The organism is Kribbella sp. CA-293567 (assembly GCF_027627575.1).
Classification (GTDB): domain Bacteria; phylum Actinomycetota; class Actinomycetes; order Propionibacteriales; family Kribbellaceae; genus Kribbella.
Window position 1 is genome coordinate 7,344,840 of record NZ_CP114065.1, and the last position, 24,063, is coordinate 7,368,902.

The window sequence follows — 24,063 nt, forward strand, 5'->3', positions numbered from 1 at the left end:
TGACGACGCCGACGGACGAGGTGCGAACTCCCTAGACTTTCGGGCATGAAGCGCCTGGGGCTCCGCGTCATCACCACGGTTCTGTTACTCGCGTTCGGGCTCGCCGCCGGAGGCTGCACGTCGAGCGACGGCGAGAAGCCGGGGGCTGCTGGTGCCACCATCCAACCGGTCGTCTTCGACGTGCCGACGACTCCACAGGAGGCGGACAAGACCTACTCGCCGGGCGATCGAACCGAACAGGCGCTACAAGCCGTGGCAGCACGAGGCAAGGATGTCGTAGCGGTCGGTTCCGAGGTCTCCGCGAAGGTCAGCCGTCCCCTGTTCCTCTCCAGTACGGACGGCGGAGGCAGCTGGACCAAGCGCGAACTGGACCCCGAGTCGGCCGCCAGGTCGGGCACCTTCGAAAGTGCGACCGACATCGCAGCCGGACCAGGCAGGTTTGTTGCCATCGGCACCTCCAACAACAGACCTGTGCTCTGGCACAGCACCGACGGCAACTCGTGGCAGCGGCTGGCGCTCGACGAGAAGATCTTCGCGGCCACCGACGAACTCACCGCCATCACCGTCTCGACCACGGGGTTCGCGATGGTCGGTCACAGTCTGCTCGCCGCCGCGGGAAACGACGACCACCTGGTCTACTGGCGTTCGAGCGACGGTCTGGTCTGGCGCCGCACCGCCGGGCCGGCCATCGGCCTCGAGCCCACGGTCAAGGGTGCAGTGTCCGCCACGGAGATAGTCGCGTCAGGCAAGACAGTAGTGATCAGCGGCAACTTGTCCACTCCGGATGACCCCAAGCACACGGACCGGTTGCAGTTCTGGTACTCGACTGATGGCGGAAGTACCTTCCGCAGTGCCTCCGTCCAGGGCGAAGTGGCGGAAGACGTCGAGGTCTTCAACAACGCGCTGGCCGTCGGCGCCGGGAAGTTCGTCGCACTCGTCAGGGGCGGCCAGTACACCGGAGACAACAGCAGCTGGGACGGCGTCGTCCTGGAAGGCGGCTCATCCGGGAGTTCCTGGCGACTCACCGCGAAACCGTGGTTGCTCGGCTCCGATTACGACGATTCGCCTGGAACGCTGACCAGGGCAGGAAAGGAGTGGGTGGCGACGAGCTGGACGAGCTCGACCACTCGCGATACCACCGTGGCTGCTGGATCGACCTGGGACCAGTTGACCGATCGCACCGACGAAGGTAGCCAGCGCGGCCGGGGTGACCAGGTGGTGGCCGACGCCGTTGCCGTGGGCACCGACGTCGTTCTGGTCGGCTCGAACGACCGGAGCGGAAGCACCGAACCCGCGGCCTGGCGGTACCACGACGGCGCAGTACTGCCCACCAGCCTGCCTGCGGAGGCGTCGGCGGGCAAACCTTCGACCGGCATCCATCGCCTCCTGAGCACCGGCAAGGAACTCGTCGTGGCCGGTGAGGTCTCCGGCGCTCCGACCGCCTGGGTCCGAAGCGGGTCCACGTGGCAAGCGACCACCCTGCCGGGCCGCAAGAACGGAGTGGCCCTGAACTTGGCCGATGCCGCACCAACCCCTGATGGCCGGGTTGTCGCCGTCGGCACCAAGATTCTGACCACTGGGGACCGAGCCGCGGTGTGGATCCGCGATCAGCAAGGCCGCTGGGCCGAAAGTAGCTCGCCGATCTTCGGGACCCTGGCCAAGTCGCCGTACGGCGGACCGAGTCCGCAGGCAGTCGCCGTGGGCCCTGGAGGTTGGGTGGTCGTGGGGCAGCGTCACGACGGTGACGGCAACTACGACGCCTGGAGCATGCATTCGAGGATGGGAAGACCTGGACCGAAGGTCGCGGAGGCCGGTCGCTCCCACCCGGTCCGGACTTCGAGACCCGGCGGACGCCGGCCCAGAATCTGCGCGGTTCGGACGACACTGACGCGGAGCTGACCAGCGTCATCGCCGCAGGTTCGCGGTTCGTCGCGGGCGGTGACCGGGGAAACGGTCCGGCGGTCTGGTTGTCGGCCGACGGCAAGGATTGGTCATCGGTGGTGCAGTTGCCGCTTCCCAAGAAGGCGTACTCGGCGAGCGTGCGTGCTCTGGGCAGGATCGGCAACACCTTGGTCGTGGTCGGCGAGTACTACCGGTCGGTGGCCGACCTCGAAAGTGGCTGGACCAGCTGGACTTCCGAAGACGGCGGTCGCACGTGGTCAGCGAGCCCGATCGTCGAGCCGAGGAGTGCGTTCGCCCACACCTTGGTCCCAGTGCCGAACGGTCTGGTGGCTCTCGGATACGAAGGCCCCAACGACCAGATCGACGCCGCCGTCTGGTTCAGCCGGGACGGTCGTTCATGGCAGGCATTGCCCCTGCCGGACAAGCGCACCGCCGGGCCGGGCCGGCAAGGGGTCACGTCGGCTGTCCTGGAGAACGGGAAGCTGTTGGCGACCGCGTTCGACGTTCCACCGTCGGGAGGGACGGACTACACACTGGAGGTCGAGCTTCCGAAGTAGAGCGGAATTGGTCTACTTCACTTTCTCCGGCAAGGCTGAAGGTGCCGATAGGTTCTCGGTATGGGCGCAGCTGAGGAGTACCTGGGGAAGGCACTGGAGTTGGCGGCTGAGGCTGCTCGGTCGCAGGTTGGGGCGGTGCGGGTGGCGGCTGGGTTGGTGGCCGAGGCGTTGGCCGAGGGGAAGACCTTCTGGGTGTTCGGGACCGGGCACAGTCATTTGATCGCTGAGGAGTTGTACGGGCGGGCCGGTGGGCTGGCGAGCGTGCGGGCGGTGCTGGAGCCGGGGTTGATGTTGCATGAGGGGTTGCTGAAGAGTTCGTTGCTGGAGCGGCTTGGTGGGCTGGCCGCGGTGTTGTTGCAGGTGAACGAGATCGCGGCGGGTGACGTCGTACTGGTGGTGTCCAACTCGGGGCGCAACGCAGTACCGGTGGAGTTTGCGGAGGGCGTTCGGGAGGTGGGGGCGAAGGTCGTCGCGTTGACGTCGCTGGCGCACAGTACGGCGGTGGAGTCGCGGGCACCCAGTGGGTCGCGGCTTTTCGAGCTCGCGGATGTTGTCATCGACAACTGTGGGGTGCCGGGTGATGCGTTGATCGAGATCGACGGGAGCCCGGAGCGGACCGGAGCGACGTCAACCGTGGTCGGCGCGCTGCTCGTGCAGGCCTTGACGGTCGAGGTCGTCAGCCTACTCGCCGAGCGTGGCCACACGCCCGACGTACTGCGCAGCCTCAACGCCTGAGCGGTGCAGCGCAGCTCAACACCTGAGCGGGTACCCCGCAGCGCAACGCTCGAGCAGTACCTCCCAGCACAACGCCCGAGCGGTACCCGCAGCGCAACGCCTTGAGCGGCGCCTTGCAGCTGAGTGGTACTGCACGGTCGAAGCGTGAGCAGTGCCGGCGCTCAGGTCGCGCGGTAGGCGACGGTGAGGTCGTAGCGGTCGGAGCGGTAGACCGAGCGGCCGAACTCGATCACGACTCCGGACGCGGTTCGCGGGGCCGAGGTGATGATCAGGCACGGGACGGTAGGCGCGATCCCGAGGATCTCGGCGTCGGCCGGGTCCGGTGGGGCCGCCACGATGGAGGCGGAGACCATGCCCAGCGTCACGCCCCAGTGGGTCGACAGGGAGTCGTAGAGCGAGACCTCGCCCAGGTCCAGTTCGTCCAGACCGGGGTAGCGGCGCAGTGACAGCGACGTGCGCTCGATCGCCATCGGCTCGCCGTCGGCGGTTCGCAGGCGAACGAGGTGCAGCACCGGCGTACCGACGGGCTCTTCGAGCTCCGCGGCCAGGGTCTCGTCCGCCGTTGCGACCGTGTGCTCCAGCACCTTGGCGCCGGGCGTGATGCCGCGGGCGCGCATGTCCTGGCTGAAGGACGAGGTCAGCATCTGGGCGGGACGCGGCTCGGCCACGAAGGTGCCACCACCGGGCCGGCGGGCCGCGAGTCCCTCGGCCACGACCCGGTCCACCTCCTGCCGCACGGTCATCCGGGCGACGCCGAAGCGCTCGGCCAGGACGCGCTCGGACGGCAGCACGGTGCCCGCGGTCAGGCTGCGGGTGAGGGTCTCCAGAATCTCGCGGATCTGGTCACCCTTCGGCCGGTCGGTGCGGAGCTCCGTCGGGAGCTCGGCGAGGTCACCGGGGTTGTTCCTTGGGCGGGCCATGACGTCAGTATCCCTGGGAATGTGCCCGGCAAACCGGTTGCCGGGGGTCGCGAGCCACGTCGTGCTCCTGAAAGTTTCCAACTGGACCACTGCTGGTGCCGACAGTACTGTCCGGCACCCGGATCGGCCAGTAATCAGGCGCTGCACAACTTCGCGAGACAACCGCGGTACGGAAAGTGACGACGACTAGGATGACGGCATGGCCGGAGTTCGCTTCGCGCTTGGTGTGCCGGGAAGTCTGGTCGGCGACTGGACCGCCCATGCCCGCGCACACGAGTAAGGGGGCCGCCTGTGCGGCTGCTGCAAAGACGGCGAGCCTTTCCCCGGATCCGGAGATCCGAACGGGCCTTCCTGGCCAACATCCTGCGCACCGAGACGACCGGTGGGCTGGTCCTGGTCGGGGCCGCGATCGTCGCCCTGATCTGGGCGAACTCGCCTTGGCAGGACGGCTATCACCACCTGCGGGACGCCCAGCTCGGACCGTTGACGGTCGAGCAGTGGGCCACCGACGGCGCGCTGACCTTGTTCTTCTACCTGGCCGGCGTCGAGCTCAAACGCGAACTGGTGGTCGGCACCCTGTCGAAGATCAGCGAGGCCGTCGTCCCGGTGGTCGCGGCGTTCTGCGGGATGGCCGTACCGGCGCTGATCTATGCCGTCATCAACCTGACCGCCGAGAACGGCAAACCGCACGGCTGGGCGGTGCCGACGGCAACGGATATCGCGTTCGCCCTCGCTGTGCTGGCGATCGTCGGCCGCTCGTTGCCGAGCGCCCTGCGGGCGTTCCTGCTCACCTTGGCGGTGGTCGACGACTTCGGCGCGATCCTGGTGATCGCCGCCTTCTTCTCCCATGGCATCAACCTGCTGGCGCTGCTGGCCGCACTGCTGCTGATCGCGGCGTTCTACTTCCTGCAACGCCGCCGCGTCCGTACGCCGCTGCTGTACGTGCCGCTGGTCGTCGCGGCCTGGTGGTTCATGCACGAGTCGGGCATCCACGCCACCATCGCCGGTGTCGCGCTGGGCCTGGTGACGCGGGTGCTGCCGGACCCCGACGAGGAGAGATCCCCGGCGGAGCGGCTGGAGCACCGCCTCCGGCCCTGGTCGGCCGGCGTCGCCGTACCGGTGTTCGCGCTGTTCGCCGCGGGGGTCACCCTCAGCGGCGACGCGCTGCGCGAGATGCTGACCGACCCGGTCGCGATCGGGGTGGTCGCCGGGCTGATGGCCGGCAAGATCATCGGCGTCTTCGGTGGCTCCTGGCTGACCGCGCGCTTCACCCGGGCCCAGCTGAACTCCGATCTCGCCTGGCGCGACGTCGGCGCGGTCTCGGTGCTGGCCGGGATCGGTTTCACTGTCGCGTTGCTGATCGCGCAGCTCGCCTTCGGCGACGACACTGCCCAGATCGAACGCGCCAAGGCCGCCGTCCTGGTCGCCTCGCTGCTGTCCGCGCTGCTCGCCACCGTCCTGTTGTTCCGCCGCAACCGCGCGTATGCCGAGGATTGAGGCGCGGGTACAAGCTAGTGTCGTGGTCCAGTGACCCGTGGCCGGAACGACCCGTGGAAGGAGCGCCATGTCGATGGGGCAGACCGAGGATGAGCCCACTGTCGGGCAACTCGTCGCCAACGCCAGCAAGGATCTGTCCAGCCTGGTCCGCAGCGAGCTGGAGCTCGCCAAGTCGGAGCTGAAGTCGACCGCGGTCAAGGCCGGCACCGGCGCCGGCCTGTTCGGCGCCGCCGGGTTCCTGGCGCTGCTTGCGGTCGTCCTGCTGTCCATCGCCGCGGCGTACGGCGTGCACGCGCTCGGCCTGCACCCCGCGCTCGCGTTCCTGATCGTCGCCGTGCTCTACCTGTTGATCGCGGCCGCGCTGGCGCTGGTCGGCAAGAACCTGATCAGCAAGGCGAAGGGCCCGCAGCGCGCGATCGAGACCTCGAAGGAGTCCGTCGAGGCGCTCAAAGCCATCGGCAAGGGCGACTAGTGGCCGGCACCCGGCGATCGTCGGGGAGCTGACCGCTGAGTCCGGCCGGAGTTTCTGACCTGCTCGTCGACGGACCCTGGTCGCATTCGCTGGTGGCGGCCAACGGGGCGCGGTTCCACGTAGCCGAATGCGGGGCGGCGGACGACCCGTTGGTGCTGTTCCTGCACGGCTTCCCCGAGTTCTGGTGGGCCTGGCGTCACCAGTTGCCGGTAGTCGCCGCAGCGGGGTACAGGGCCGTTGCGATGGATCTGCGCGGCTACGGCGCCAGTGACAAGACTCCGCGGGGCTACGACCCCTTCACGGTCTCGGCGGACGTCTCCGGGGTCATCAGGTCGCTGGGGGCGGCCGATGCCGTGGTCGTCGGCCATGGCTGGGGCGGGTTCGTCGCGTGGTCGGCCGCAGTACTGGCGCCGAAGCAGGTGCGAGCTCTGGCAGCTGTGTCAGCGCCACATCCATTGCAGCTGATGCGGTCGGGACAGTTGCGGTCGGTGGCTCAGGTCGGCTGGTTCCAGCTGCCGATCCTGCCCGAGCGCCGGCTGCTCGCCCATGACGGCATTCACATCGAACAACTCCTCCGTGCCTGGTCCGCACCCGGCGGCACGTTCCCGGACGCCGAGGCCTCCCGCCGCTATCGCGCGGCCCTGCAGGTCTGGCCGGCTCCGCACTGCGCACTGGAATACCACCGCTGGTTCGTCCGCTCGCGCCTGCGCTCCGACGGCCGCCGGTACTCCGCTTGCATGCGCACCCCGGTCGCAGTACCGGTCCTGCAGGTCCATGGCGGCCTGGACGGCGCCGTCAGCAAGGCGGCCACGGTCACACCCGCGGAACTGCTGGCCGGCCCGTCGCAGCACGAAGTACTGACCACTGCCGGGCACTTCCCGCACGAGGAAACCCCGGAGCTGTTCAACTCCCTGCTGCTGAACTGGCTGCGGGAACCATCTCCGGGACCGGGGCCGCCGGGAACTTCATGAGACGGCGACCGCGATGGGGAAGCTCGCGCTCTTGCCGAGCGACGGCAGCTCCAATGCGATGCTCTCGTGACTCAGGACCGCGCGGCATCTAGTTGCTTCTGGCAACTGATCGGCGAAATTCTCCTTGTCGGCAAAGGTTTCACGAGAACCGCAGGACGAGTGCTGCACGTTGCTGCCGCGTCATCGTCACACCCTGCCCACGCGGCGAGCACCCGATCTGTTCACCGTGGATCAGGTGCAACTGCGGGTGGAGACCTCCTGGGTGGCCTTGGCGCCCGCGGCCGCGTTCTCGGCGACCTGCTCGGCGGTCAGCACGTAGCCGGTGCGGTTGTCCTCGACGGAGGCCGCGAAGACCACGCCGTACACGGTGCCCTTCGAGGAGATCAGCGGGCCGCCCGAGTTGCCGGGACGGACCTGGGCCCAGATCGAGAAGGCCCGCCGGGTGACGGTCTTGTCGCCGTAGATGTCCGGGCCGCGCAGCCGCTCCTCGGAACGGATCCTGGCCGGTTCGGAGTCGAACGGGCCGTTCTCCGGGTAGCCCAGGACGACCGCGGCCGCGTCGGGCTTGCCGTCGTTGTCGAAGGCCAGCGGCGTGGCCTTGAGCTCGGGCACGTAGAGGACGGCGACGTCGACGGACGAGTCGAACACCACCACCTTGGCGTCGTACTTCTTGCCGTTCACCTCGACCTTCGGCGAGCTGACCCCGGCCACCACGTGCGCGTTGGTCATCACCCGCTGCGGGGCGTAGACGAAACCGCTGCCCTCGAGGCCGCGGGAGCAGTTGGCCACCCCGGTCACCTTGGCGATCCGGGTGTAGGCCAGCCGGACGGTGGGGTTGCGCGCGATCGAGCCGTCCGGCGGCTGCGTCTCCCGGATCCGCTCCGGCACGAACGGGTCGAGGAAGCGCGGGAACAGATCGGTGTTCACCACGTCGTTGAACGCCTGCAGCGCGCGATCGGCGCCACCGGGCAGGGCCTCGTCGACCTTGGCGAGCACCTGCGAGCCCCGGACGGCCGAGGTCACGCTGGGGATCCGCGCGCCGCTGACCGCGACGCCGAGCACCCACGAGACGACCAGCACCGAGGCGGCGGCCAGCGCCGCGCCGCCCAGCGCATCGACCGCCTTGACCGGTTTCCAGGAGATCTTGTTGCGCAGTTTGGAGCCGAGCAAGGCCCCGATCGTGCGCCCGATCGAGGCCAGCAGCACGACCAGCACCAGCGCCGCGAACGACACCTCGACACTGGGCGAGAAGTTGTCCAGCACCCGCGGTACGCCGTACACACCGACCGCCGCGCCGGCCAGCAGGCCGAGCGTCGCGCAGGCACCGAGGACGAACCCCTCGATGTAGCCCGAGATCGCCACCAGCGCGGTCACCACCAGCAGCGCGATATCGAGACCGCTCACTCCACACCCTCCGGACGCCCCAGGTCGTGCTCGATGGCCGTCAGCCGCCGGACATCCTCCGGCTGCCGTCCCTCACTCCGCCAAGCCGCTTCGACGAGCCGGTCGGGCAACGGTACGACGTGGGTGGGGTCCCAGTCGCGCGCCCAGCCGCCGAGCTCGAGCAACTTGTCGAGCAGACCCGCGGTGAAACCCCAGACATAGACGTCACCGACAGTGAAAGCCGGGCCGGTGAAACCGGACGGATGCAGGCAGCTGAACCGGTTGGCGGGGTCGGTCAGCGCCCGCAGCGAGACCCGGTGCACCGAGGCGACCTCGGCCGGATCGACCACCGCGACCGGTGACGGCTCCCGCCACCAGCCGAGCACGGGCGAGACGGCGAAGTTGCTCACCGGCACCCAGAGCGAGGGCCAGACCGCGAACACCTCGACACCGGCCGGTGCGAGCCCGGTCTCCTCCTCGGCCTCGCGCAGCGCCGTCCGGATCCGGCCTTCGACACCGGTCCCGTCCTCCGGGTCGACGCGGCCACCGGGGAAGGACATCTGGCCGGCGTGGCTGCGCAGCGTCCAGGCCCGCTCGGTCAGCAGTACGTCGGGACCCTCGACATCGTTGCCGTCAGCAAGGAGGATCAGCACCGCGGAACCGCGGACGCCGGGGTCGTTCTCGGGCGGCAGGAACCGCGACAGCTCCTGGGGGTCGACCTGTTTCGATGCCGTCCGCAACTGGTGCAGGAACTCGGGCAGCTCCACGTCGTACGTCGTACTGGTCCTCACGGGCTGACCCCCAGTTTGTCCTGCACCAGCTGATCCAGCTGCTGCTGCGAAGTCAGCGCTCCTCGGTGAACGTGGACGACGGCGCCTTGCGCGTCGATGAAAGCGGTGACCGGTGGCCCGCCGATCCTCAGGGGCTGCTGTGTCTGCTTGTCGGCGTCGACCAGGTGCGGGTAGCTCCAGTCCTGGTCGATCGCGAAGGCGACCGCGAGATCCGGGCGGGTGTCGACGTAGTCGATCCCGATCAACTCGAGCTTGTCGCCGGCCCTGCGCTGCAGGTCGGCCAGGAACGGCGCTTCCTCACGGCACGGCCCGCACCACTGAGCCCAGACGTTGATGACCAGGGGGCCACGAAGGTCGGACAGGTGGGTGTCCGGCCCCTTGCCGAGACAGGGAAGGCTGATCTCCGGTAGCCCTCTGGGCGCCGGCTGCCGGGACTGGACGCTCGGGCAGGGCTGCAGCTTGTCGGCACCCGCCACAGTGCCGTCCGGCTCCTTGGCGACACTGCCCGGCTTGTCGTTGCCGCAGGCCGCGAGCAGGATCGACGCGGCCACCAGCCCCGCGGCGACCAGCCGGCGGGCCGGCCGCCGCGCGGTACGGGGGCTGGAGGGGCGGATCACGCTGGGGTCTTCACCAGCTTCGCGGCCAGGTCGGGATCGGTCGGACCGGTGCCGTAGGACGGGCACCACTGGGCGATCGGGCAGGCGCCGCAGGCCGGCTTCTTCGCGTGGCAGCGCCGGCGGCCGTGGAAGATCAGCCGGTGCGACAGCATCGTCCAGTCCTTCTTCGGGAACAGGTCGCCGATCAGGTGCTCGACCTTGACCGGGTCCTCCTCCGTGGTCCAGCCGAACCGGCGGACCAGCCGCCCGAAGTGGGTGTCGACCGTGATCCCGGGCACCCCGAAAGCGTTACCCAGTACGACGTTCGCCGTCTTGCGGCCGGTGCCGGGAAGCTTTACCAGCTCCTCCAGCTTGGCGGGCACCACCCCGTCGTACTCGTCGACCAGCGTCTGGCCGAGCTTCAGCAGGCTGTTCGTCTTGGCCCGGAAGAAGCCGGTCGGTTTGAGGATCGCCTCCATCTCCTCCCGGTCGGCCTCCGCGTACGCCGTCGCGTCCGGGTACTTCGCGAACAGCGTCGGGGTCACCTTGTTGACCGTCACGTCGGTGGTCTGCGCCGACAGGATGGTCGCGACCAGCAGCTCCAGCGGCGTCCGGAAGTCGAGCTCGCAGTGCGCGTCCGGATAGGTCTCGGTCAGCACCTTGTGCATCTTGCGGGCCCGGCGGACCAGCTGGGTGTGCGCCTCGTCGGCGAAGACAGGTGCCTTCCGCGGCAGCTTCAGCGGCACCTGAGGAGCGGAATCGACGGAGGCGGCGGCCTCGACGTGCTGGGTCGGCATGCAGGCCAGCCTACGTCCGGGCTCCGACAGGCCACGTGCTGATGGTCAAGGCAGCGGCAGCCCGATGCTGATGGTGAGGTGGCGGCCGCCCGGGTGCGGCTGGGGCAGGTCGCGCGACTTCAGGCGGCCGGCCAGGTCGTCGATGACGCCGACGGTGAGGTTCAGCTCGGGGACGGCGGTGCCTGCCGGGTCCAGTTGCCGCTCCGCGTCTTCTGGCGGGTGATCGCCGAAGTACCGCGCGGCATCGGTTTGGACGGTCCAGCAGGCCAGGGCGATCTTGGCACGGTCAGGAGCCTGCTGGGTGACTCGCAGATCGGCGTACAGGGCGTAGTCGGCGTCGGCGATGCTGACGGTCGTGGTGCCGGTCGGCAGGAGCTCTGGTAGCGCCTCGATCACTTTGGAAGCCAGCAGTTGCCAGGTGGCGACCTGCTCGCTCGGGAAGCGGGTCTGCGGCGGCCGCGGCACCCACTGAACGGCCCAGTCGTCGCCGGCGCTGACGCGAGCCTCAGCAAACGCGATGGCGGTGCCGATACGCCGCTTCTCGACCAGCAGGTTGATCACTGCGCCAGTCGCGGTTTCACCGGCGTACCAGTCGGCGTTGACGGCGTACTCGTCCAGCGTGGCCGCCACTGCGCTGGAGTCGGTTTCGGCGAGCAAGGTGGCCCACCACATCCAGCGGGCGGGGTAGGCGGTCGTGGCGAGTGTTGCCAGCTCGTCAAGCTGCCCGAGCTTGCCGAGCGCACGGATGAGCTGTGCTTCGAAGGTGTGGTCGCCGGCGGCTGCCCTCACGCGCAACTCGTCGAGCTCTCCTTGAGCTGCCAACCAGAGAGCCAACTGCTCGGCTGACAGCCGCTCGCCGGCCTCCGCCCGCGCTCGCAGCTCGTCGACGTACCCGTGCTCGGCCCGTAGGCGGGCTGCGTCTCTAGCCGCGCCCCGCTGCTCCGAGGCATCCAGTACTGCGATGGCCTCGGCGACCTGCCCGGTCTCGACCAGCAGGTCGGCCAGCAGCTCCGGTGCCAGCGAGCGGTGGGCTCGCAAGACGGCTATCGCGTCCTCGGCGCGGTCCTGCTCGACGTACAGCTTCACCAGCCGAAGGCGGGCGTCATCATTGGCTCGTGTCTCCGGCCACTCGGCCAGCTCGGCAGCGGCTTCGTCGGCCAGCCCCTGCCTGATCAGCTGGTCGAACGTCTTCTCCCCGGCGAACGGGTCGTAGACCTCGGGCTCCTTCGCCTTGGCTTCGGCGAGCGCATCGGCCAGCAGCGCCCCCGCCTCGCGGTCGCCGGCCTCTGCGAGCGCGCGGAGCTCGTCCACCCGGCCTTCGGCCCGGAGCGTCGCCAGCCGGATGGAGTGGTTCGCTATTTCCCGGAGCTCGTCGGTGCGGCCGAGCTCGCGGAGCAGCGCCTGCAGCCTCGTCCGGTCGGCCAGCAGGCGGCTCCCCTTCAGCAGGTCGATCGACTCCTCGATGTGGCCGTCCTCAAGGAGGGCGTCCACCTCGTGGCTCCGCTCGGGCGGGCTGCCGTCCAGCTCCGTGAGCAGCGTCAGCTGGGCGAGCTGCGCGCCGCGCTCCCGCCGGAACTGCTCCAGCTTGAGCGCCGCGTCCGGGTCGGTACTGGCCTGCAGGACCTCGATCGCGTCGTCCAGCCGGCCGTACTCGCGCAGCAGGAGTGCCAGCATCGCCTCGTGCTGCGGCTTGTCGCTGGCCCGCAGTACGGCGGCCGCGTCGTCGAGGTAGCCCTGCTTGGCCAGCAGCCAGGCCCGCTGCCCGGGCTCGTCCCGGGTCTCGACCGGCGTACTGCCGGCCGGGCGTCCGCGCGCGCCGAAGAGACGCTTCCTGAGCCAATCGAGCATCCCTCATCCTCACCGGTCGGAGCGCCGTCAGGAGCCCGTTCCGGCGCGCCCCGGCGGGCCTACGTGGCGGTTCGGCACGGCGAGGGGCTACGGTTTTGGTGCGACCGGGCGTGATCCGCCTGGCGCCGAGGGGGCTCGCAGCCTCTTCGAAGGTCGCAGTTCAGGTCCAAGGAGGCCCATTCGTGGACGCCGCAGTGCTTCGACAGGCACCGCTTTTCAGCCAGCTCGACGAGGAGGCAGCCGAGGCGCTGACCGCTTCGATGACGGAGAGCAGGCTGCGCCGCGGCCAGGTGCTGTTCCACGAAGGCGACTCCGGTGACCGGCTGTTCGTCGTTGTCGAGGGCAAGGTCAAGCTCGGCCGCACCTCCGCCGACGGGCGCGAGAACCTGCTGGCCGTGCTCGGCCCGGGCCAGATGTTCGGCGAGCTGTCGCTGTTCGACCCGGGACCGCGCCAGTCGACCGTCACGGCCGTCACCGACGCGTCGCTGATGGCGCTCACCCACGACGAGCTGCTCCGCTGGCTGGCCGGCCGCCCCGAGGTGGCCCGCGGCCTGCTGCTCCAGCTCGCCTCCCGGCTCCGCAAGGTCTCCGACGTGGTCGCCGACCTGGTCTTCTCCGACGTACCGGGCCGGGTCGCCAAGGCCCTGCTGGACCTGGCCAGCCGCTTCGGCCGGACCGCCGACGACGGCGTCCACGTGCACCACGACCTGACCCAGGAGGAGCTGGCCCAGCTCGTCGGCGCCTCCCGCGAGACCGTCAACAAGGCACTCGCCGACTTCGCCTCCCGCGGCTGGGTCCGCCTGGAGCCCCGCTCCGTCGTACTCCTGGACCTCGAGCGCCTCCAGAAGCGCGCCCGCTGACCCGAGTCACCCCCGCGACCCAACCCAAGTTACCCCCGCGACCGGGTGGTTACCCCCTGTACGAACCTGGGGTAACCCGCCGTTGGCGGGGGTAGGTCGGCGCGAACGCGTAGGTCAGGTAATCGACGGTCTTGGGCTGGTTGTCCACAGGGCGCCAAGAGGGGCGCTGAGGGTGGGGCGGGGTGCGGCAACTTCACTGGTGTGAAGGTGAAGCTGCAGGTGGTGGCGGAGAAGCAGGGCGGAGTGTTTTCCCGCGAGGACGCGTTGAGGTGTGGGTACTCGCCGGCCCAGATCCGGGTGGAGATCCGCGACGGGGCGTGGCTGCGGGTTTGCCGGGGGCAGTACACGGCTGCTCGATCGGATGCCGACGAGCCGCCGTGGGTTCGCAGTACGGGTGAGCACCGGTTGGCGACGCGGGCAGTACTCCGCTCGCTGACCGGGTCTGTCGTCCTGAGTCATCAGTCCGCGATCGTCGAGTACGGCCTGCCGACCTGGGGGCTCGACCTGTCGCGGGTTCATGTGACTCGGCGCGATGGCGTCAAGGGGAGGATCACCCGCAAGGCGGTCCAGCACAACGCTCAACTGCCGGCCGGAATCATCTGGTGCAGAGACGGGCGAGAAGTGGTCGCGCCGGAGCGAGCCGTTCTCGAGGTGGCCTGCAGTACGGGTTTCGAGCCGGCTCTGGCGATCGCCGACGAGGCGCTACGGATCGGACTGGTGACTCGTCAGGGCCTGGCCTTCGCTCTCTGCGATGTCGAGCACTGGCCACGCAGCCCGGCCGCCAGACAAGTGGTGGCCTTCTGCAACGGGCTGTCGGAGTCGGTCGGTGAGTCACGGCTCCGGGTTCTGATGGACGACCATGGTCTGCCCACACCTGTCCTGCAAGCACCGATGCTGCGAAACGGGACGGTCTTCGCCCGGGTCGACTTTCTCTTCCCCCAGTTCCGCACGGTGATCGAGTTCGATGGTCTCCTCAAATACAGCACCGACCCCGAGGTCCTGGTGCGAGAGAAACACCGCGAGGACAGCATCCGCGAACTCGGCTACCAGGTCCTCCGCCTGACCTGGCACGACCTGAGCACCCCCGATCGCACCATCGCCCGCATCCAGCAAGCCTTCACCCGCGCGGGTTACCCCCAGCCGAGGTGAGTTACCCCCTGTACGAACCTGGGGGAACCCGCCGTTGGGGAAGGTACCTTCAGGAGTTGAGGTAGGTGAGCTGGGCGCGGACTGAGCGTTCGGCGGCGGGCCAGAGGATGGGGTCTACGTCGGCGTAGACGTGGTGGACGATCGCCTCGGGGGTGGTGTGGCCGTCGGCGATGGCTGCACGGACCTGGTCGAGGCGTTCCTGGCGGTGTCTGAGGTAGTAGGTCAGTGCTGCGCCCGGGTCGTCGATGACGGGGCCGTGGCCGGGTAGGAGGCGCTGGACGCCTGCCGGGGAGTTGGCGAAGGCGCGGAGGCTTTCGAGGGACTCCAGGTACGGGCCCAGGGCGCCGTCGGGGTGGGCTACTACTGAGGTGCCGCGGCCGAGGACGGTGTCGCCGGTGAGCAGTGAGCCGTCCTGTGGCAGCCAGAAGCAGACCGAGTCCATCGTGTGACCGGGAGTCGGCAGTACTTCGATCCGCAGGTCGCCTGAGGTGATGACGTCGCCCTCGGCGAGGCCGTGCGCGTGGTCGGTGGGGATGCGGAAGGTCGGGTCCACCGAGCGCACCGGAGCGTTGGCCTGCCCGGCGAACCAGGCTGCGCCCTCGGAGTGGTCGAAGTGCCCGTGGGTCAGCAGCACAGTCGACACAGTGCACCCGTACTCCGCGACTGCGTCGAGCACCGTCTGCAGGTGATCGGTCAGCAGCGGTCCTGGGTCGATCACCACGGCGGTGTCGGCTTCCGGGTCGCGGAGGATCCAGGTGTTGGTGCCCTCCAGCGTCATCGGGCCCGGGTTCGCCGCGAGCACCCGGGAGGCGTACTCGGTGACCTGCTCGGCTGTCATGTGGTCTCCAGGTAGACCTGGTCGTTCTCGATCCGCACGGTCGGCTGGATCGGGCGGATGTCGCGGCCGGACGACGCGGCCAGCGCGTCGGCGACAGCGGCGTACGGGGTGAGGTCGCTGCAGCAGAGGTAGGTGGGCGGGAGCATGAGCATCTCGCCGGTTTCCACCGCTCGGACCGCGTCGGCGGGCCGCATCCAGGCGACCTGGTCGGACTCGCTGGTCACGTCGCGGGTGACCTGGCCGGCCGGCAGCGCGGCCACGAAGAAGCGGGTGTCGTAGCGGCGGGGCTCGAATTCGGGAGTGATCCAGTGCGCCCAGGCGCCGAGCAGGTCGGCACGCAGTACGAGGCCTCGGCTGTGCAGGAAGTCGGCGAACCCCAGCTCGCGCGTCTCCAGCGCGACCCGATCGGCCTCCCAGTCGTCGCCGGTGGTGTCACCGACCACGGAGTCCGCGTCGGGGCCGGCCAGCAGTACGCCGGACTCCTCGAAGGTCTCCCGTACGGCGGCTGCCACGTACGCCGCGGCGGTCTTGGCCGAGCAACCCAGCCGCTCGCCGAACCACTCGGGCGACGGGCCGGACCAGGAGTCGGCGATCGACGAGTCGGTGGCGTCAACTCGCCCGCCGGGGAAGACCGTCATCCCGGCGGCGAACGCCATCGACTGTTGGCGCCGCAACAGATACACCTCGGGCCCCGCTGCCGTGTCGCGCAGCAGGATCACTGTCGAGGCCGGGCGCGGTTCGACTGCCGCACGTCCCTCGCGGGCGAAGGAGAGGGCCTCGTCGGCCATCCGGCCGGAGAGGAGCTGAGACTTCAGGTCCCGGACCATTCGCACCTCCGGTGCAGGTGTCGACCGGCGCCGCCCGTCAGCAGATCGCCAGGGGCAGACTGTGGGGGCGGCCGGGCTGTCCCGGCCGCCACCTCGGTGCGAGCGTCAGTTGACCTCGACGATGAGCTCTACCTCGACCGGAGCGTCCAGCGGGAGCACCGGCACGCCGACGGCGGAGCGAGCGTGCTGACCGGCTTCGGCGAAGACCTGGCCGAACAGCTCGGAGGCTCCGTTGGCGACCTGGGGCTGGCCGGTGAAGTCGGGGGTGGAGGCGATGAAGGCGACCGCCTTGACGATCCGCTTGATGTTCGCCAGGTCACCGATCTCGGCCTTGATCGCGGCCAGCGCGTTCAGCGCGCACTGCTGGGCGCACTCGGCGGCGACCTCGGGCGTCACCTCGGCACCGACCTTGCCGGTGGCGATCAGGGCGCCGTCCCGCAGCGGCAGCTGGCCGGACGTGTAGACGAGGTTGCCGGTCCGTACGGCGGGTACGTACGCCGCGACCGGCTTGGCGACCTCGGGCAGCTTCAGGCCGAGCTCGGCCAGCTTCTCCTCCGGGTGGCTCATGACTGGGTGATCTCCCGCTTCAGGTAGGCGACCAGGTTCTCCGGGTTGAGGCCCGGGACGACCTGGACCAGCTCCCAGCCGTCCTGTCCCCAGTTGTCGAGGATCTCCTTGGTCGCGTGGACCAGGAGCGGCACAGTGGAGTACTCGAACTTCTTCATGGGATGGACTCTAACGGGCGCCTGTCCCGGTGTGCTGTGGCCCACGACCTAGTCTGGGGATCATGGCGAGGCTGCATGTGGTCACAGGCAAGGGCGGGACCGGCAAGACGACGGTTGCCGCCGCTATGGCCCTTGCGCTGGCCGACGAGGGCAAGCGGGTGCTGCTGGTCGAGGTGGAGGGCCGCCAGGGGCTGGCCCAGCTCTTCGACGTACCGCCGCTGCCGTACGTCGAACGCAAGATCGCCGTCGGCCCGGCCGGCGGCCAGGTGTTCGCGCTGGCCGTGGACGCCGAGGCGGCGCTGCTGGAGTACCTCGACATGTACTACCACCTGGGTCGCGCCGGGAAGGCGCTCGACAAGGTAGGCGCCGTCGACTTCGTCACCACGATCGCACCGGGCCTGCGGGACGTGCTGCTCACCGGCAAGGTCTACGAGGCCACCCGCCGCAAGGCACACGGCCGGCTCGCGTACGACGCCGTCGTCCTGGACGCGCCGCCGACCGGCCGGGTCGGCCGGTTCCTCAACGTCAACCACGAGGTCGCCGGGCTGGCCAAGGTCGGGCCGATCCGCAACCAGGCCGACGCGATCATGGCGATGCTGCGCTCCGACGTCACCCGGATCCACCTGGTCACGCTGCTGGAGGAGATGCCCGTCCAGGAGACGCTGGACGCGGTCGAGCAGCTCGAGGCACTCGACCTCAAGGTCGGGTCGATCGTGGTCAACATGGTCCGGCACAGCCCGCTCGACGACGACGCGCTGGCCCTTGCCGTGAAGGAGAAGCTGCCCGCCGCCGAGCTCACTCGCGGCCTGAAGGCCGCCGGCATCACCACCTCCAAGGAGCTGACCGCGGCGCTGGCCCAGGAGGCACACGACCACGCCGTCCGGGTCGGGCTGGAGCGGGAGAACCGTGACCGGATCGATGCCCTGGGCAAGAAAGTGACCGAGCTGGCGCTGCTGCCGGACGGGATCGACCACGGCGCCCTGTTCGACCTGGCCGAGGAGCTGCGTTCATGACGGCTTTGGATCTCGACGCCCTGATCGACGACCCCGGCACGCGGATCATCGTGACCTGCGGCGCGGGCGGGGTCGGCAAGACCACCACCGCCGCGGCACTGGGCCTGCGCGCCGCCGAGCGCGGCCGGAAGGTCGTCGTCCTGACGATCGATCCGGCCCGGCGGCTGGCCCAGGCGCTCGGGCTGACGGAGCTGGACAACACTCCCCGAGCGGTCGCCGAGGTGGACGCCACCAACGGCGGCCGGCTGGACGCGATGATGCTGGACATGAAGCGCACCTTCGACGAGGTGGTGCTGGCGCACGCGACGCCCGAGAAGGCCGAGCAGATCCTCGCGAATCCCTTCTACGTGGCGCTTTCGTCGTCGTTCGCGGGGACCCAGGAGTACATGGCGATGGAGAAGCTCGGACAGCTCTACAAACAGTCCGAGCGGACCGGCGAGTGGGACCTGATCATCGTCGACACGCCCCCGTCGCGGTCGGCGCTGGACTTCCTGGACGCGCCGGAGCGGCTCGCCTCGCTGCTGGAGGGGCGGTTCCTGCGGTTGCTGCTGGCCCCTGCCCGGGGGCCGTTCAAACTGATGTCGGCCGGGGTGAACCTGGCGATGTCGGTGATGAACAAGGTGCTCGGCGCGCAGGTGCTGACCGACGTACAGACCTTTGCCGCGGCCTTCGACACGCTCTTCGGTGGGTTCCGGGACCGCGCGGCCAAGACCGTGGCGATGCTGCGCGAGCCGCACACGGCGTTCCTGGTGGTGGCGGCTCCGCAGAACGACGCGTTGCGGGAGGCGTCGTACTTCACTGAGCGGCTGCGTCAGGAGAACATGCCGCTGGCCGGGGTCGTCCTCAACCGGGTCACCACCACGCACGTGCCCGAACTGTCCGCCGGGCAGTCGCTGGCCGCCGCCGAGCGGCTGGAGGCTGACGGCAAGTCACCGCTGACAGCCGCCGTACTGCGCTTGCACGCCGACCGCATGCAGCAGGTGGTCAGCGACCGCAAGCGCGCCGAGCGGTTCCGTCGCGGCCACCGCTCGATCGCCACCGTCGACGTACCGGCTCTGCCCGACGACGTCCACGACCTCACCGGCCTGCGGACGATCGGTGACCTGCTGACCGCCTGAAGTGACCTGTTTCACCCTGAGCGAACGTCGCTCAACCCTGGGAATGACCGGGCCGGGGTGATGGTTGAGCCAGTCAGACTCAATCTTCAACAGAGGGTGTGACAGCGTGACTGAGACGTTGAATCTTCCTGTACTGCCGCTCGACGACGTCGTGGTCCTGCCAGGAATGGTCGTGCCGGTCCGGTTGGCCGACACCGAGGCACGCGCCGCCATCGACGCCGCCCAGGCCTCCGGTCAGGACCAGGTACTGCTGGTACCGCGGCTGGACGGAAAATATGCCAAGGCCGGAACGCTCGGCGAGATCGAGCAGATCGGCAGGTTGCCCGGCGGTGCGCAGGCAGCCGTCATCCGGGGTGTCGCCCGGGTCCGGATCGGCGCGGGGACCACTGGTCCCGGTGCGGCCCTCTGGGTCGGCGCGACCGTGCTGGACGAGATCACCGACAGCAGGTCGGGCGACCTGGCCCGCGACTACAAGGCCCTGGTGACGACCGTGCTGGAGCGCCGCGAGGCGTGGCAGGTCATCAACTCGGTCAAGCAGGTGACCAGCCCGGCGGAGCTGTCCGACCTGGCCGGCTACGCGTCGTACCTGACCGACGAGCAGAAGAGCTGGCTGCTGGAGACCCCTGAGGTCTCCGAGCGGCTGACGAAGCTGATCGGCTGGGTCAAGGACCACCTGGCCGAGCTCGAGGTCTCCGAGACGATCCAGAAGGACGTCCAGGAGGGGATGGAGAAGCAGCAGCGGGAGTTCCTGCTGCGCCAGCAGCTGGCCGCGGTCCGCAAGGAACTGGCCGAGCTGGACGGGAAGGCCGAGTCCGAGGAAGAGGACTACCGCGCCCGCGTCGAGGCCGCCGACCTGCCCGAGCACGTCCGCAAGGCCGCGCTCGCCGAGGTCGACAAGCTGGAACGCACCGCGGAGCAGTCTCCCGAGGTCGGCTGGATCCGGACCTGGCTGGACACCGTCCTGGAGATGCCGTGGAACGAGCGGACCGAGGACGGCTACGACCTCCGTGAGGCCAGGGCGATCCTGGACGCGGACCACGCGGGCCTGGACGACGTCAAGGAGCGCATCACCGAGTACCTGGCCGTACGCCGCCGCAGGGCGGACCGTGGGCTGGGAGTGGTCGGTGGACGGCGCAGTGGCGCCGTACTGGCGCTGGTCGGTCCTCCTGGTGTGGGTAAGACCTCGCTGGGTGAGTCCGTGGCTCGGGCGATGGGGCGGAAGTTCGTCCGGGTCGCACTGGGCGGCGTACGGGACGAGGCCGAGATCCGCGGTCACCGCCGGACGTACGTCGGGGCGCTACCCGGACGGATCGTCAGGGCGATCACCGAGGCCGGCTCGATGAACCCGGTGGTGCTGCTGGACGAGATCGACAAGGTGGGTGCGGACTACCGGGGCGACCCGACGGCCGCGCTGCTGGAGGTCCTCGACCCGGCACAGAACCACACCTTCCGGGACCACTACCTGGAGGTCGAGCTGGACCTGTCGGACGCGGTCTTCCTGGCCACGGCCAACGTGCTCGACTCGATTCCGGCACCGCTGCTCGACCGGATGGAGCTCGTCCAGCTGGACGGCTACACCGAGGACGAGAAGGTCACCATCGCCCGCGACCACCTGCTCCCGCGTCAGCTGGACCGGGCCGGTCTGTCGGTCGAGGAGGTCGCCATCGACGACTCGGCACTGCGGCTGCTGGCCGGTGAGTACACGCGTGAGGCCGGCGTACGGCAGCTCGAGCGGTCCATCGCCCGGGTACTGCGGAAGGTGACGGCCAAGCTCGCCCTGGGCGAGGAGCTGGGGTCACTGGCCATCGGCGCTGCCGACCTGAAGGGCTACCTGGGGTCACCGAAGTTCACGCCGGACTCGGCGGAGCGTACGGCGCTGCCGGGTGTGGCGACCGGACTGGCCGTCACCGGCGCCGGCGGCGACGTCCTCTTCATCGAGGCGTCGCTGGCGGACAAGGAGACCGGCCCGACCGGAGTCACGCTGACCGGACAGCTCGGTGACGTGATGAAGGAGTCGGCACAGATCGCACTGTCCTACCTGCGGTCGCACGGCGCGGAACTGGGACTGCCGGTCGGTGATCTAGCCGAGCGGAACACCCACATCCACGTACCGGCGGGCGCGGTACCGAAGGACGGTCCTTCGGCCGGTGTCACGATGACGACGGCGCTCGCGTCGCTGCTGTCGGGACGGCCGGTGCGGTCGGAGGTCGCGATGACCGGTGAGGTGTCGCTGACCGGCCGGGTGCTCCCGATCGGTGGGGTGAAGCAGAAGCTGCTCGCCGCCCACCGGGCCGGGCTGACCACGATCCTGATCCCGAAGCGCAACGAGCCGGATCTGGAGGACGTGCCGGAGTCGGTGCTGGCGGAGCTGACGGTCCACCCCGTGAGCGACGTCCGCGAAGTACTGGAACTGGCCCTGGAACCAGCTCAGCTGGACGCCCGGCAGTTCGCTGCCTGACCTGACCGAACAGCCGGCGGGACCCTGGTGAAGGGTTCCGCCGGCTTTCGTTTGTCCCCGTTACAGACGCTTCGAATCACGCTCAGGTTGACGTGACATAAAACACATTTGAGAAATTGGCGTGGCGCTGTGATCCCGTAGGCTCTAGTGCATGCGCGTAAGGGATAAGGACGATCGAGGCGTCGTCCAGTCAGTGGTTCTGTTCCTGGGGGTGAGCGTCCTTTCGGGCGCTCTGGCAGCGGGGCTGGCGATCCCGTTCGCCGGACTGGCGGGCTTCAGCACGGAGAAGACAGCCGAGACCCTGCAGGACCTGCCGCAGGAGCTGACGACTGTTCCACCCTCGCGGCTGACCAAGATCTACACTTCCGACCGCAAGCTGGTCGCGACGCTCTACGAGCAGAACCGGGTGCCGCTGACCTCGCTGTCGCAGGTCAATCCGATCATGCAGAAGGCGATCGTCGCGATCGAGGACGACCGGTACTTCGAGCACGGTGCGCTGGACGCGAAGGGCACCCTGCGCGCGCTCGTTCGCAACCAGAGCAACGGTGAGGTCCAGCAGGGCGGCTCCAGCATCACCCAGCAGTACGTGAAGCTGAGCCTGGTCGAGAAGGCCAACGCGATCGGTGACGCCGAGGCGATCGCGGACGCCACCGCCGACACCTACGAACGCAAGATCGCCGAACTGCGCTACGCGATCGCGGTCGAGAAGCAGTTCTCCAAGCAGGAGATCCTGCTCAAGTACCTGAACCTCGCGAACTTCGGCGACGGCTCGTACGGCGTGGAGGCCGCCGCCCGGCACTACTTCAACACCACGGCGGCGAAGCTGACCCTGCCGCAGGCCGCGATGCTGGCCGGCCTGGTGAAGAACCCGACCGGCTACGACCCGACCAACTCCCCGAGCCGCGCGAAGGAACGCCGCGACACCGTGCTGTTCCGGATGCGCGAGCTGAACGTCATCTCCGCCAAGCAGTACAACGACGCGAAGAAGACCCGGGTCCTGAACGGTCCGGTCAAGAAGGTCCTGAACGGCTGCGCCAACTCGCCGTACCCGTTCTACTGCGAATACGTCGTGTCGAAGCTGATGGACAACCCGGCCTTCGGCAAGACCGACAAGGCTCGGGAGCACTACATCAAGACGGCCGGCATCACGGTCATCACGTCGCTGGACAGCAAGATGCAGGCGGCCGCCCAGAAGTCGATCGACCAGCACAGCAAGCCCAACGACGACGCGGTCGCGGCGATCACGATGGTCGAGCCCGGCACCGGCCTGGTGAAGGCGATGGTGCAGAGCCGGCCGTACGGGAGCGGCAAGAACCAGACGGCGTACAACCTGAACGTGGAGAAGTCCTACAAGGGCGGGTACGGCGGGTTCCAGAACGGTTCGACGATGAAGGCGCTCACCGTCGCCGCCGCGATCCAGAAGGGCTTCCCGCTCACCTACCGGATTCCCTCGCCGAGCCCGCTGCCGCTGAGCAAGGTCAAGTTCCAGACCTGCTCGGGGACCACGTACGCCCCCGAGTACAACCCCAAGAACTCGACCAAGGCGTCGGCCGAGCCGACGATGGTCGAAGCCGCTCAGAAGTCCACCAACACCTACTTCCTGCAGCTCTCGCAGCGCACCGGCCTCTGCCCGATCGCCAAGCTCGCCACCAGTATGGGCATGTACAACGCGCAGTCCGGTGAGCCGCTGGAGCAGGTGGTCTCGATGACTCTCGGTGTCGACTACGTGACCCCGCTGATGATGGCCAACGCCTACGCGACGTTCGCCGCTCGCGGCAACTACTGCACGCCGCAGATCATCACGTCGGTGCAGAACTACAAGGGCAGCCAGATCGTTACTCCTGGTCCGAGCTGCAAGCAGGTGCTTGCTCCGGAGGTCGCCGACGGCGTCAGCGAGGTGCTGCATCAGGTGATGGAGCCGGGCGGTACGGGCTCGAAGCTGAAGTTCGGCAAGAGCGACCTGGCCGGCAAGACCGGAACGATCCAGGACAACGAGGCAGTCTGGTACGCCGGCTACTCCAACAAGCTCGCCACCGCATCGGTCGTCGCCGACGCGGACCTGCCGTACCGAAACCTGATCAATCAGACGCTCGACGGGAGGCCGATGCGGGATGCCTCCGGTTCGGGCACCGCCGGTCCGCTCTGGAAGACCGCCATGCAGGGCGCGCTCGCAGGCCTGCCGACGACCAAGTTCACCGCCCCGACGGACAAGACCCGCCGCGGCGACGTGAAGGACCTCCCCTTCGTGAACGGCATGAGCCCCGAAGAGGCGGCCAACAAGCTGCGTGGACTGGGCTTCGAGGCCGAGATCGTGCCTGGCCAGGTCAACTCGGTCGAGACCGCCGGCACGGTCGCCTACACCACCCCCCGGCAGGCCGACGGCGCGCCCGAAGGCTCGAAGGTGATGATCTTCGTCTCCAACGGCAGCATGGGCCAGACCCAGCCGCCGCCCACCTCTCCGGGCATCCCGAACCCTCCGAACCCCCCGGTCCCGCCGAACACCGGCAAACCCGGCGGCCCGATCACCCCAGGCTGTCCGCCCTGGCACCCGAAGTACCCGAACTGCGGCGGCCGCTAGCCTCAGCGAAGTCGAAGGCCTCGTCCAC

Annotated in this window: 22 protein-coding genes; 12 read left to right on the forward strand and 10 right to left on the reverse strand. The window is 69.0% G+C overall.

Annotation, left to right across the window (positions count from 1 at the left end; genetic code table 11):
- Positions 1-45 precede the first annotated feature (45 nt).
- The 3 genes from OX958_RS34055 to OX958_RS34065 all read left to right on the forward strand — a co-directional run bounded on the left by OX958_RS34055 (position 46) and on the right by OX958_RS34065 (position 3,194).
- Complete coding sequence (locus OX958_RS34055; RefSeq protein WP_270134459.1) at positions 46-1,899, forward strand: hypothetical protein; 1,854 nt, start codon at positions 46-48, stop codon at positions 1,897-1,899.
- A 98-nt stretch (positions 1,900-1,997) separates the two neighbouring features.
- Complete coding sequence (locus tag OX958_RS34060) at positions 1,998-2,459, forward strand: sialidase family protein (protein WP_270134460.1); 462 nt, start codon at positions 1,998-2,000, stop codon at positions 2,457-2,459.
- A 60-nt stretch (positions 2,460-2,519) separates the two neighbouring features.
- Positions 2,520-3,194 carry an SIS domain-containing protein gene (locus tag OX958_RS34065; RefSeq protein WP_270134461.1) on the forward strand — a complete coding sequence of 225 codons (675 nt, stop codon included), beginning with the start codon at positions 2,520-2,522 and terminating at the stop codon, positions 3,192-3,194.
- A 161-nt stretch (positions 3,195-3,355) separates the two neighbouring features.
- Here OX958_RS34065 and OX958_RS34070 read toward each other — a convergent pair whose 3' ends face one another.
- On the reverse strand, positions 3,356-4,114 hold the full coding sequence (locus OX958_RS34070; protein WP_270134462.1) for a GntR family transcriptional regulator: 759 nt from the start codon (positions 4,112-4,114) through the stop codon (positions 3,356-3,358).
- A gap of 291 nt (positions 4,115-4,405) precedes the next feature.
- Between OX958_RS34070 and nhaA the strand changes: the two genes are divergently transcribed.
- The 3 genes from nhaA to OX958_RS34085 all read left to right on the forward strand — a co-directional run bounded on the left by nhaA (position 4,406) and on the right by OX958_RS34085 (position 7,054).
- Entirely contained in the window at positions 4,406-5,611 is a 1,206-nt protein-coding gene (gene nhaA, locus OX958_RS34075) for a Na+/H+ antiporter NhaA (RefSeq protein WP_270134463.1), read from the forward strand.
- Positions 5,612-5,684: 73 nt separating this feature from the next.
- Positions 5,685-6,083 carry a phage holin family protein gene (locus OX958_RS34080; protein ID WP_270134465.1) on the forward strand — a complete coding sequence of 133 codons (399 nt, stop codon included), beginning with the start codon at positions 5,685-5,687 and terminating at the stop codon, positions 6,081-6,083.
- A 92-nt stretch (positions 6,084-6,175) separates the two neighbouring features.
- Positions 6,176-7,054: an alpha/beta fold hydrolase gene (locus tag OX958_RS34085; protein WP_270134466.1), complete on the forward strand. Its 879-nt coding sequence runs from the start codon at positions 6,176-6,178 to the stop codon at positions 7,052-7,054.
- 231 nt (positions 7,055-7,285) lie between these two features.
- Here OX958_RS34085 and OX958_RS34090 read toward each other — a convergent pair whose 3' ends face one another.
- From OX958_RS34090 to OX958_RS34110, 5 genes are read right to left on the reverse strand one after another with little or no spacing between them, the layout of a single operon-like run.
- Positions 7,286-8,458 carry a MarP family serine protease gene (locus OX958_RS34090; RefSeq protein ID WP_270134468.1) on the reverse strand — a complete coding sequence of 391 codons (1,173 nt, stop codon included), beginning with the start codon at positions 8,456-8,458 and terminating at the stop codon, positions 7,286-7,288.
- A complete protein-coding gene (locus OX958_RS34095) occupies positions 8,455-9,228 on the reverse strand; it encodes an NUDIX hydrolase (RefSeq protein ID WP_270134470.1) in 774 nt (257 codons plus the stop codon). The genes OX958_RS34090 and OX958_RS34095 overlap by 4 nt, the downstream gene beginning before the upstream one ends.
- Complete coding sequence (locus OX958_RS34100) at positions 9,225-9,845, reverse strand: TlpA family protein disulfide reductase (protein ID WP_270134471.1); 621 nt, start codon at positions 9,843-9,845, stop codon at positions 9,225-9,227. The genes OX958_RS34095 and OX958_RS34100 overlap by 4 nt, the downstream gene beginning before the upstream one ends.
- Positions 9,842-10,621, reverse strand: coding sequence for an endonuclease III (nth, locus tag OX958_RS34105; protein WP_270134472.1), 780 nt, complete (start codon positions 10,619-10,621; stop codon positions 9,842-9,844). The genes OX958_RS34100 and nth overlap by 4 nt, the downstream gene beginning before the upstream one ends.
- 45 nt (positions 10,622-10,666) lie before the next feature.
- A complete protein-coding gene (locus tag OX958_RS34110; protein WP_270134474.1) occupies positions 10,667-12,469 on the reverse strand; it encodes a hypothetical protein in 1,803 nt (600 codons plus the stop codon).
- A 182-nt stretch (positions 12,470-12,651) separates the two neighbouring features.
- Here OX958_RS34110 and OX958_RS34115 point away from each other — a divergent pair, with 182 nt between their 5' ends.
- Both OX958_RS34115 and OX958_RS34120 read left to right on the forward strand, forming a co-directional pair.
- The gene (locus tag OX958_RS34115; RefSeq protein ID WP_270134475.1) at positions 12,652-13,329 is read left to right on the forward strand and encodes a Crp/Fnr family transcriptional regulator; all 678 of its coding nucleotides are present in this window, start codon (positions 12,652-12,654) and stop codon (positions 13,327-13,329) included.
- Positions 13,330-13,530: 201 nt separating this feature from the next.
- Positions 13,531-14,478, forward strand: coding sequence for a type IV toxin-antitoxin system AbiEi family antitoxin domain-containing protein (locus OX958_RS34120; RefSeq protein WP_270134477.1), 948 nt, complete (start codon positions 13,531-13,533; stop codon positions 14,476-14,478).
- A 49-nt stretch (positions 14,479-14,527) separates the two neighbouring features.
- Here OX958_RS34120 and OX958_RS34125 read toward each other — a convergent pair whose 3' ends face one another.
- The 4 genes from OX958_RS34125 to OX958_RS34140 all read right to left on the reverse strand — a co-directional run bounded on the left by OX958_RS34125 (position 14,528) and on the right by OX958_RS34140 (position 16,868).
- Entirely contained in the window at positions 14,528-15,316 is a 789-nt protein-coding gene (locus OX958_RS34125; RefSeq protein ID WP_270134478.1) for an MBL fold metallo-hydrolase, read from the reverse strand.
- Positions 15,313-16,143 carry an NUDIX hydrolase gene (locus OX958_RS34130; protein WP_270134479.1) on the reverse strand — a complete coding sequence of 277 codons (831 nt, stop codon included), beginning with the start codon at positions 16,141-16,143 and terminating at the stop codon, positions 15,313-15,315. Before OX958_RS34130 ends, OX958_RS34125 begins: the two co-directional genes overlap by 4 nt.
- A 105-nt stretch (positions 16,144-16,248) precedes the next feature.
- Positions 16,249-16,710 carry a RidA family protein gene (locus tag OX958_RS34135; protein ID WP_270134480.1) on the reverse strand — a complete coding sequence of 154 codons (462 nt, stop codon included), beginning with the start codon at positions 16,708-16,710 and terminating at the stop codon, positions 16,249-16,251.
- The gene (locus tag OX958_RS34140) at positions 16,707-16,868 is read right to left on the reverse strand and encodes a DUF4177 domain-containing protein (RefSeq protein ID WP_270134481.1); all 162 of its coding nucleotides are present in this window, start codon (positions 16,866-16,868) and stop codon (positions 16,707-16,709) included. Before OX958_RS34140 ends, OX958_RS34135 begins: the two co-directional genes overlap by 4 nt.
- 62 nt (positions 16,869-16,930) lie before the next feature.
- Here OX958_RS34140 and OX958_RS34145 point away from each other — a divergent pair, with 62 nt between their 5' ends.
- The 4 genes from OX958_RS34145 to OX958_RS34160 all read left to right on the forward strand — a co-directional run bounded on the left by OX958_RS34145 (position 16,931) and on the right by OX958_RS34160 (position 24,035).
- The gene (locus OX958_RS34145; protein ID WP_270134482.1) at positions 16,931-17,881 is read left to right on the forward strand and encodes an ArsA-related P-loop ATPase; all 951 of its coding nucleotides are present in this window, start codon (positions 16,931-16,933) and stop codon (positions 17,879-17,881) included.
- Positions 17,878-18,999: an ArsA family ATPase gene (locus OX958_RS34150; RefSeq protein ID WP_270134483.1), complete on the forward strand. Its 1,122-nt coding sequence runs from the start codon at positions 17,878-17,880 to the stop codon at positions 18,997-18,999. The genes OX958_RS34145 and OX958_RS34150 overlap by 4 nt, the downstream gene beginning before the upstream one ends.
- A 166-nt stretch (positions 19,000-19,165) precedes the next feature.
- Positions 19,166-21,457 (forward strand): endopeptidase La, encoded by a 2,292-nt coding sequence (gene lon / locus OX958_RS34155; RefSeq protein ID WP_270139198.1) that lies wholly within the window; start codon positions 19,166-19,168, stop codon positions 21,455-21,457.
- A gap of 151 nt (positions 21,458-21,608) precedes the next feature.
- The gene (locus OX958_RS34160) at positions 21,609-24,035 is read left to right on the forward strand and encodes a penicillin-binding protein (protein ID WP_270134484.1); all 2,427 of its coding nucleotides are present in this window, start codon (positions 21,609-21,611) and stop codon (positions 24,033-24,035) included.
- Positions 24,036-24,063: the final 28 nt, after the last annotated feature.

Excerpts from the sequence above, each read along its gene's own strand:
- OX958_RS34055 (WP_270134459.1), top strand. The coding sequence starts at position 46 with ATGAAGCGCCTGGGGCTCCGCGTCATCACCACGGTTCTGTTACTCGCG.
- OX958_RS34065 (WP_270134461.1), top strand. The coding sequence starts at position 2,520 with ATGGGCGCAGCTGAGGAGTACCTGGGGAAGGCACTGGAGTTGGCGGCT.
- OX958_RS34070 (WP_270134462.1), bottom strand. The coding sequence starts at position 4,114 with ATGGCCCGCCCAAGGAACAACCCCGGTGACCTCGCCGAGCTCCCGACG.
- OX958_RS34080 (WP_270134465.1), top strand. The coding sequence starts at position 5,685 with ATGGGGCAGACCGAGGATGAGCCCACTGTCGGGCAACTCGTCGCCAAC.
- nth (WP_270134472.1), bottom strand. The coding sequence starts at position 10,621 with ATGCCGACCCAGCACGTCGAGGCCGCCGCCTCCGTCGATTCCGCTCCT.
- OX958_RS34110 (WP_270134474.1), bottom strand. The coding sequence starts at position 12,469 with ATGCTCGATTGGCTCAGGAAGCGTCTCTTCGGCGCGCGCGGACGCCCG.
- OX958_RS34125 (WP_270134478.1), bottom strand. The coding sequence starts at position 15,316 with ATGACAGCCGAGCAGGTCACCGAGTACGCCTCCCGGGTGCTCGCGGCG.
- OX958_RS34130 (WP_270134479.1), bottom strand. The coding sequence starts at position 16,143 with ATGGTCCGGGACCTGAAGTCTCAGCTCCTCTCCGGCCGGATGGCCGAC.
- OX958_RS34135 (WP_270134480.1), bottom strand. The coding sequence starts at position 16,710 with ATGAGCCACCCGGAGGAGAAGCTGGCCGAGCTCGGCCTGAAGCTGCCC.
- OX958_RS34140 (WP_270134481.1), bottom strand. The coding sequence starts at position 16,868 with ATGAAGAAGTTCGAGTACTCCACTGTGCCGCTCCTGGTCCACGCGACC.
- OX958_RS34145 (WP_270134482.1), top strand. The coding sequence starts at position 16,931 with ATGGCGAGGCTGCATGTGGTCACAGGCAAGGGCGGGACCGGCAAGACG.
- OX958_RS34150 (WP_270134483.1), top strand. The coding sequence starts at position 17,878 with ATGACGGCTTTGGATCTCGACGCCCTGATCGACGACCCCGGCACGCGG.
- lon (WP_270139198.1), top strand. The coding sequence starts at position 19,166 with ATGGTCGTGCCGGTCCGGTTGGCCGACACCGAGGCACGCGCCGCCATC.
- OX958_RS34160 (WP_270134484.1), top strand. The coding sequence starts at position 21,609 with ATGCGCGTAAGGGATAAGGACGATCGAGGCGTCGTCCAGTCAGTGGTT.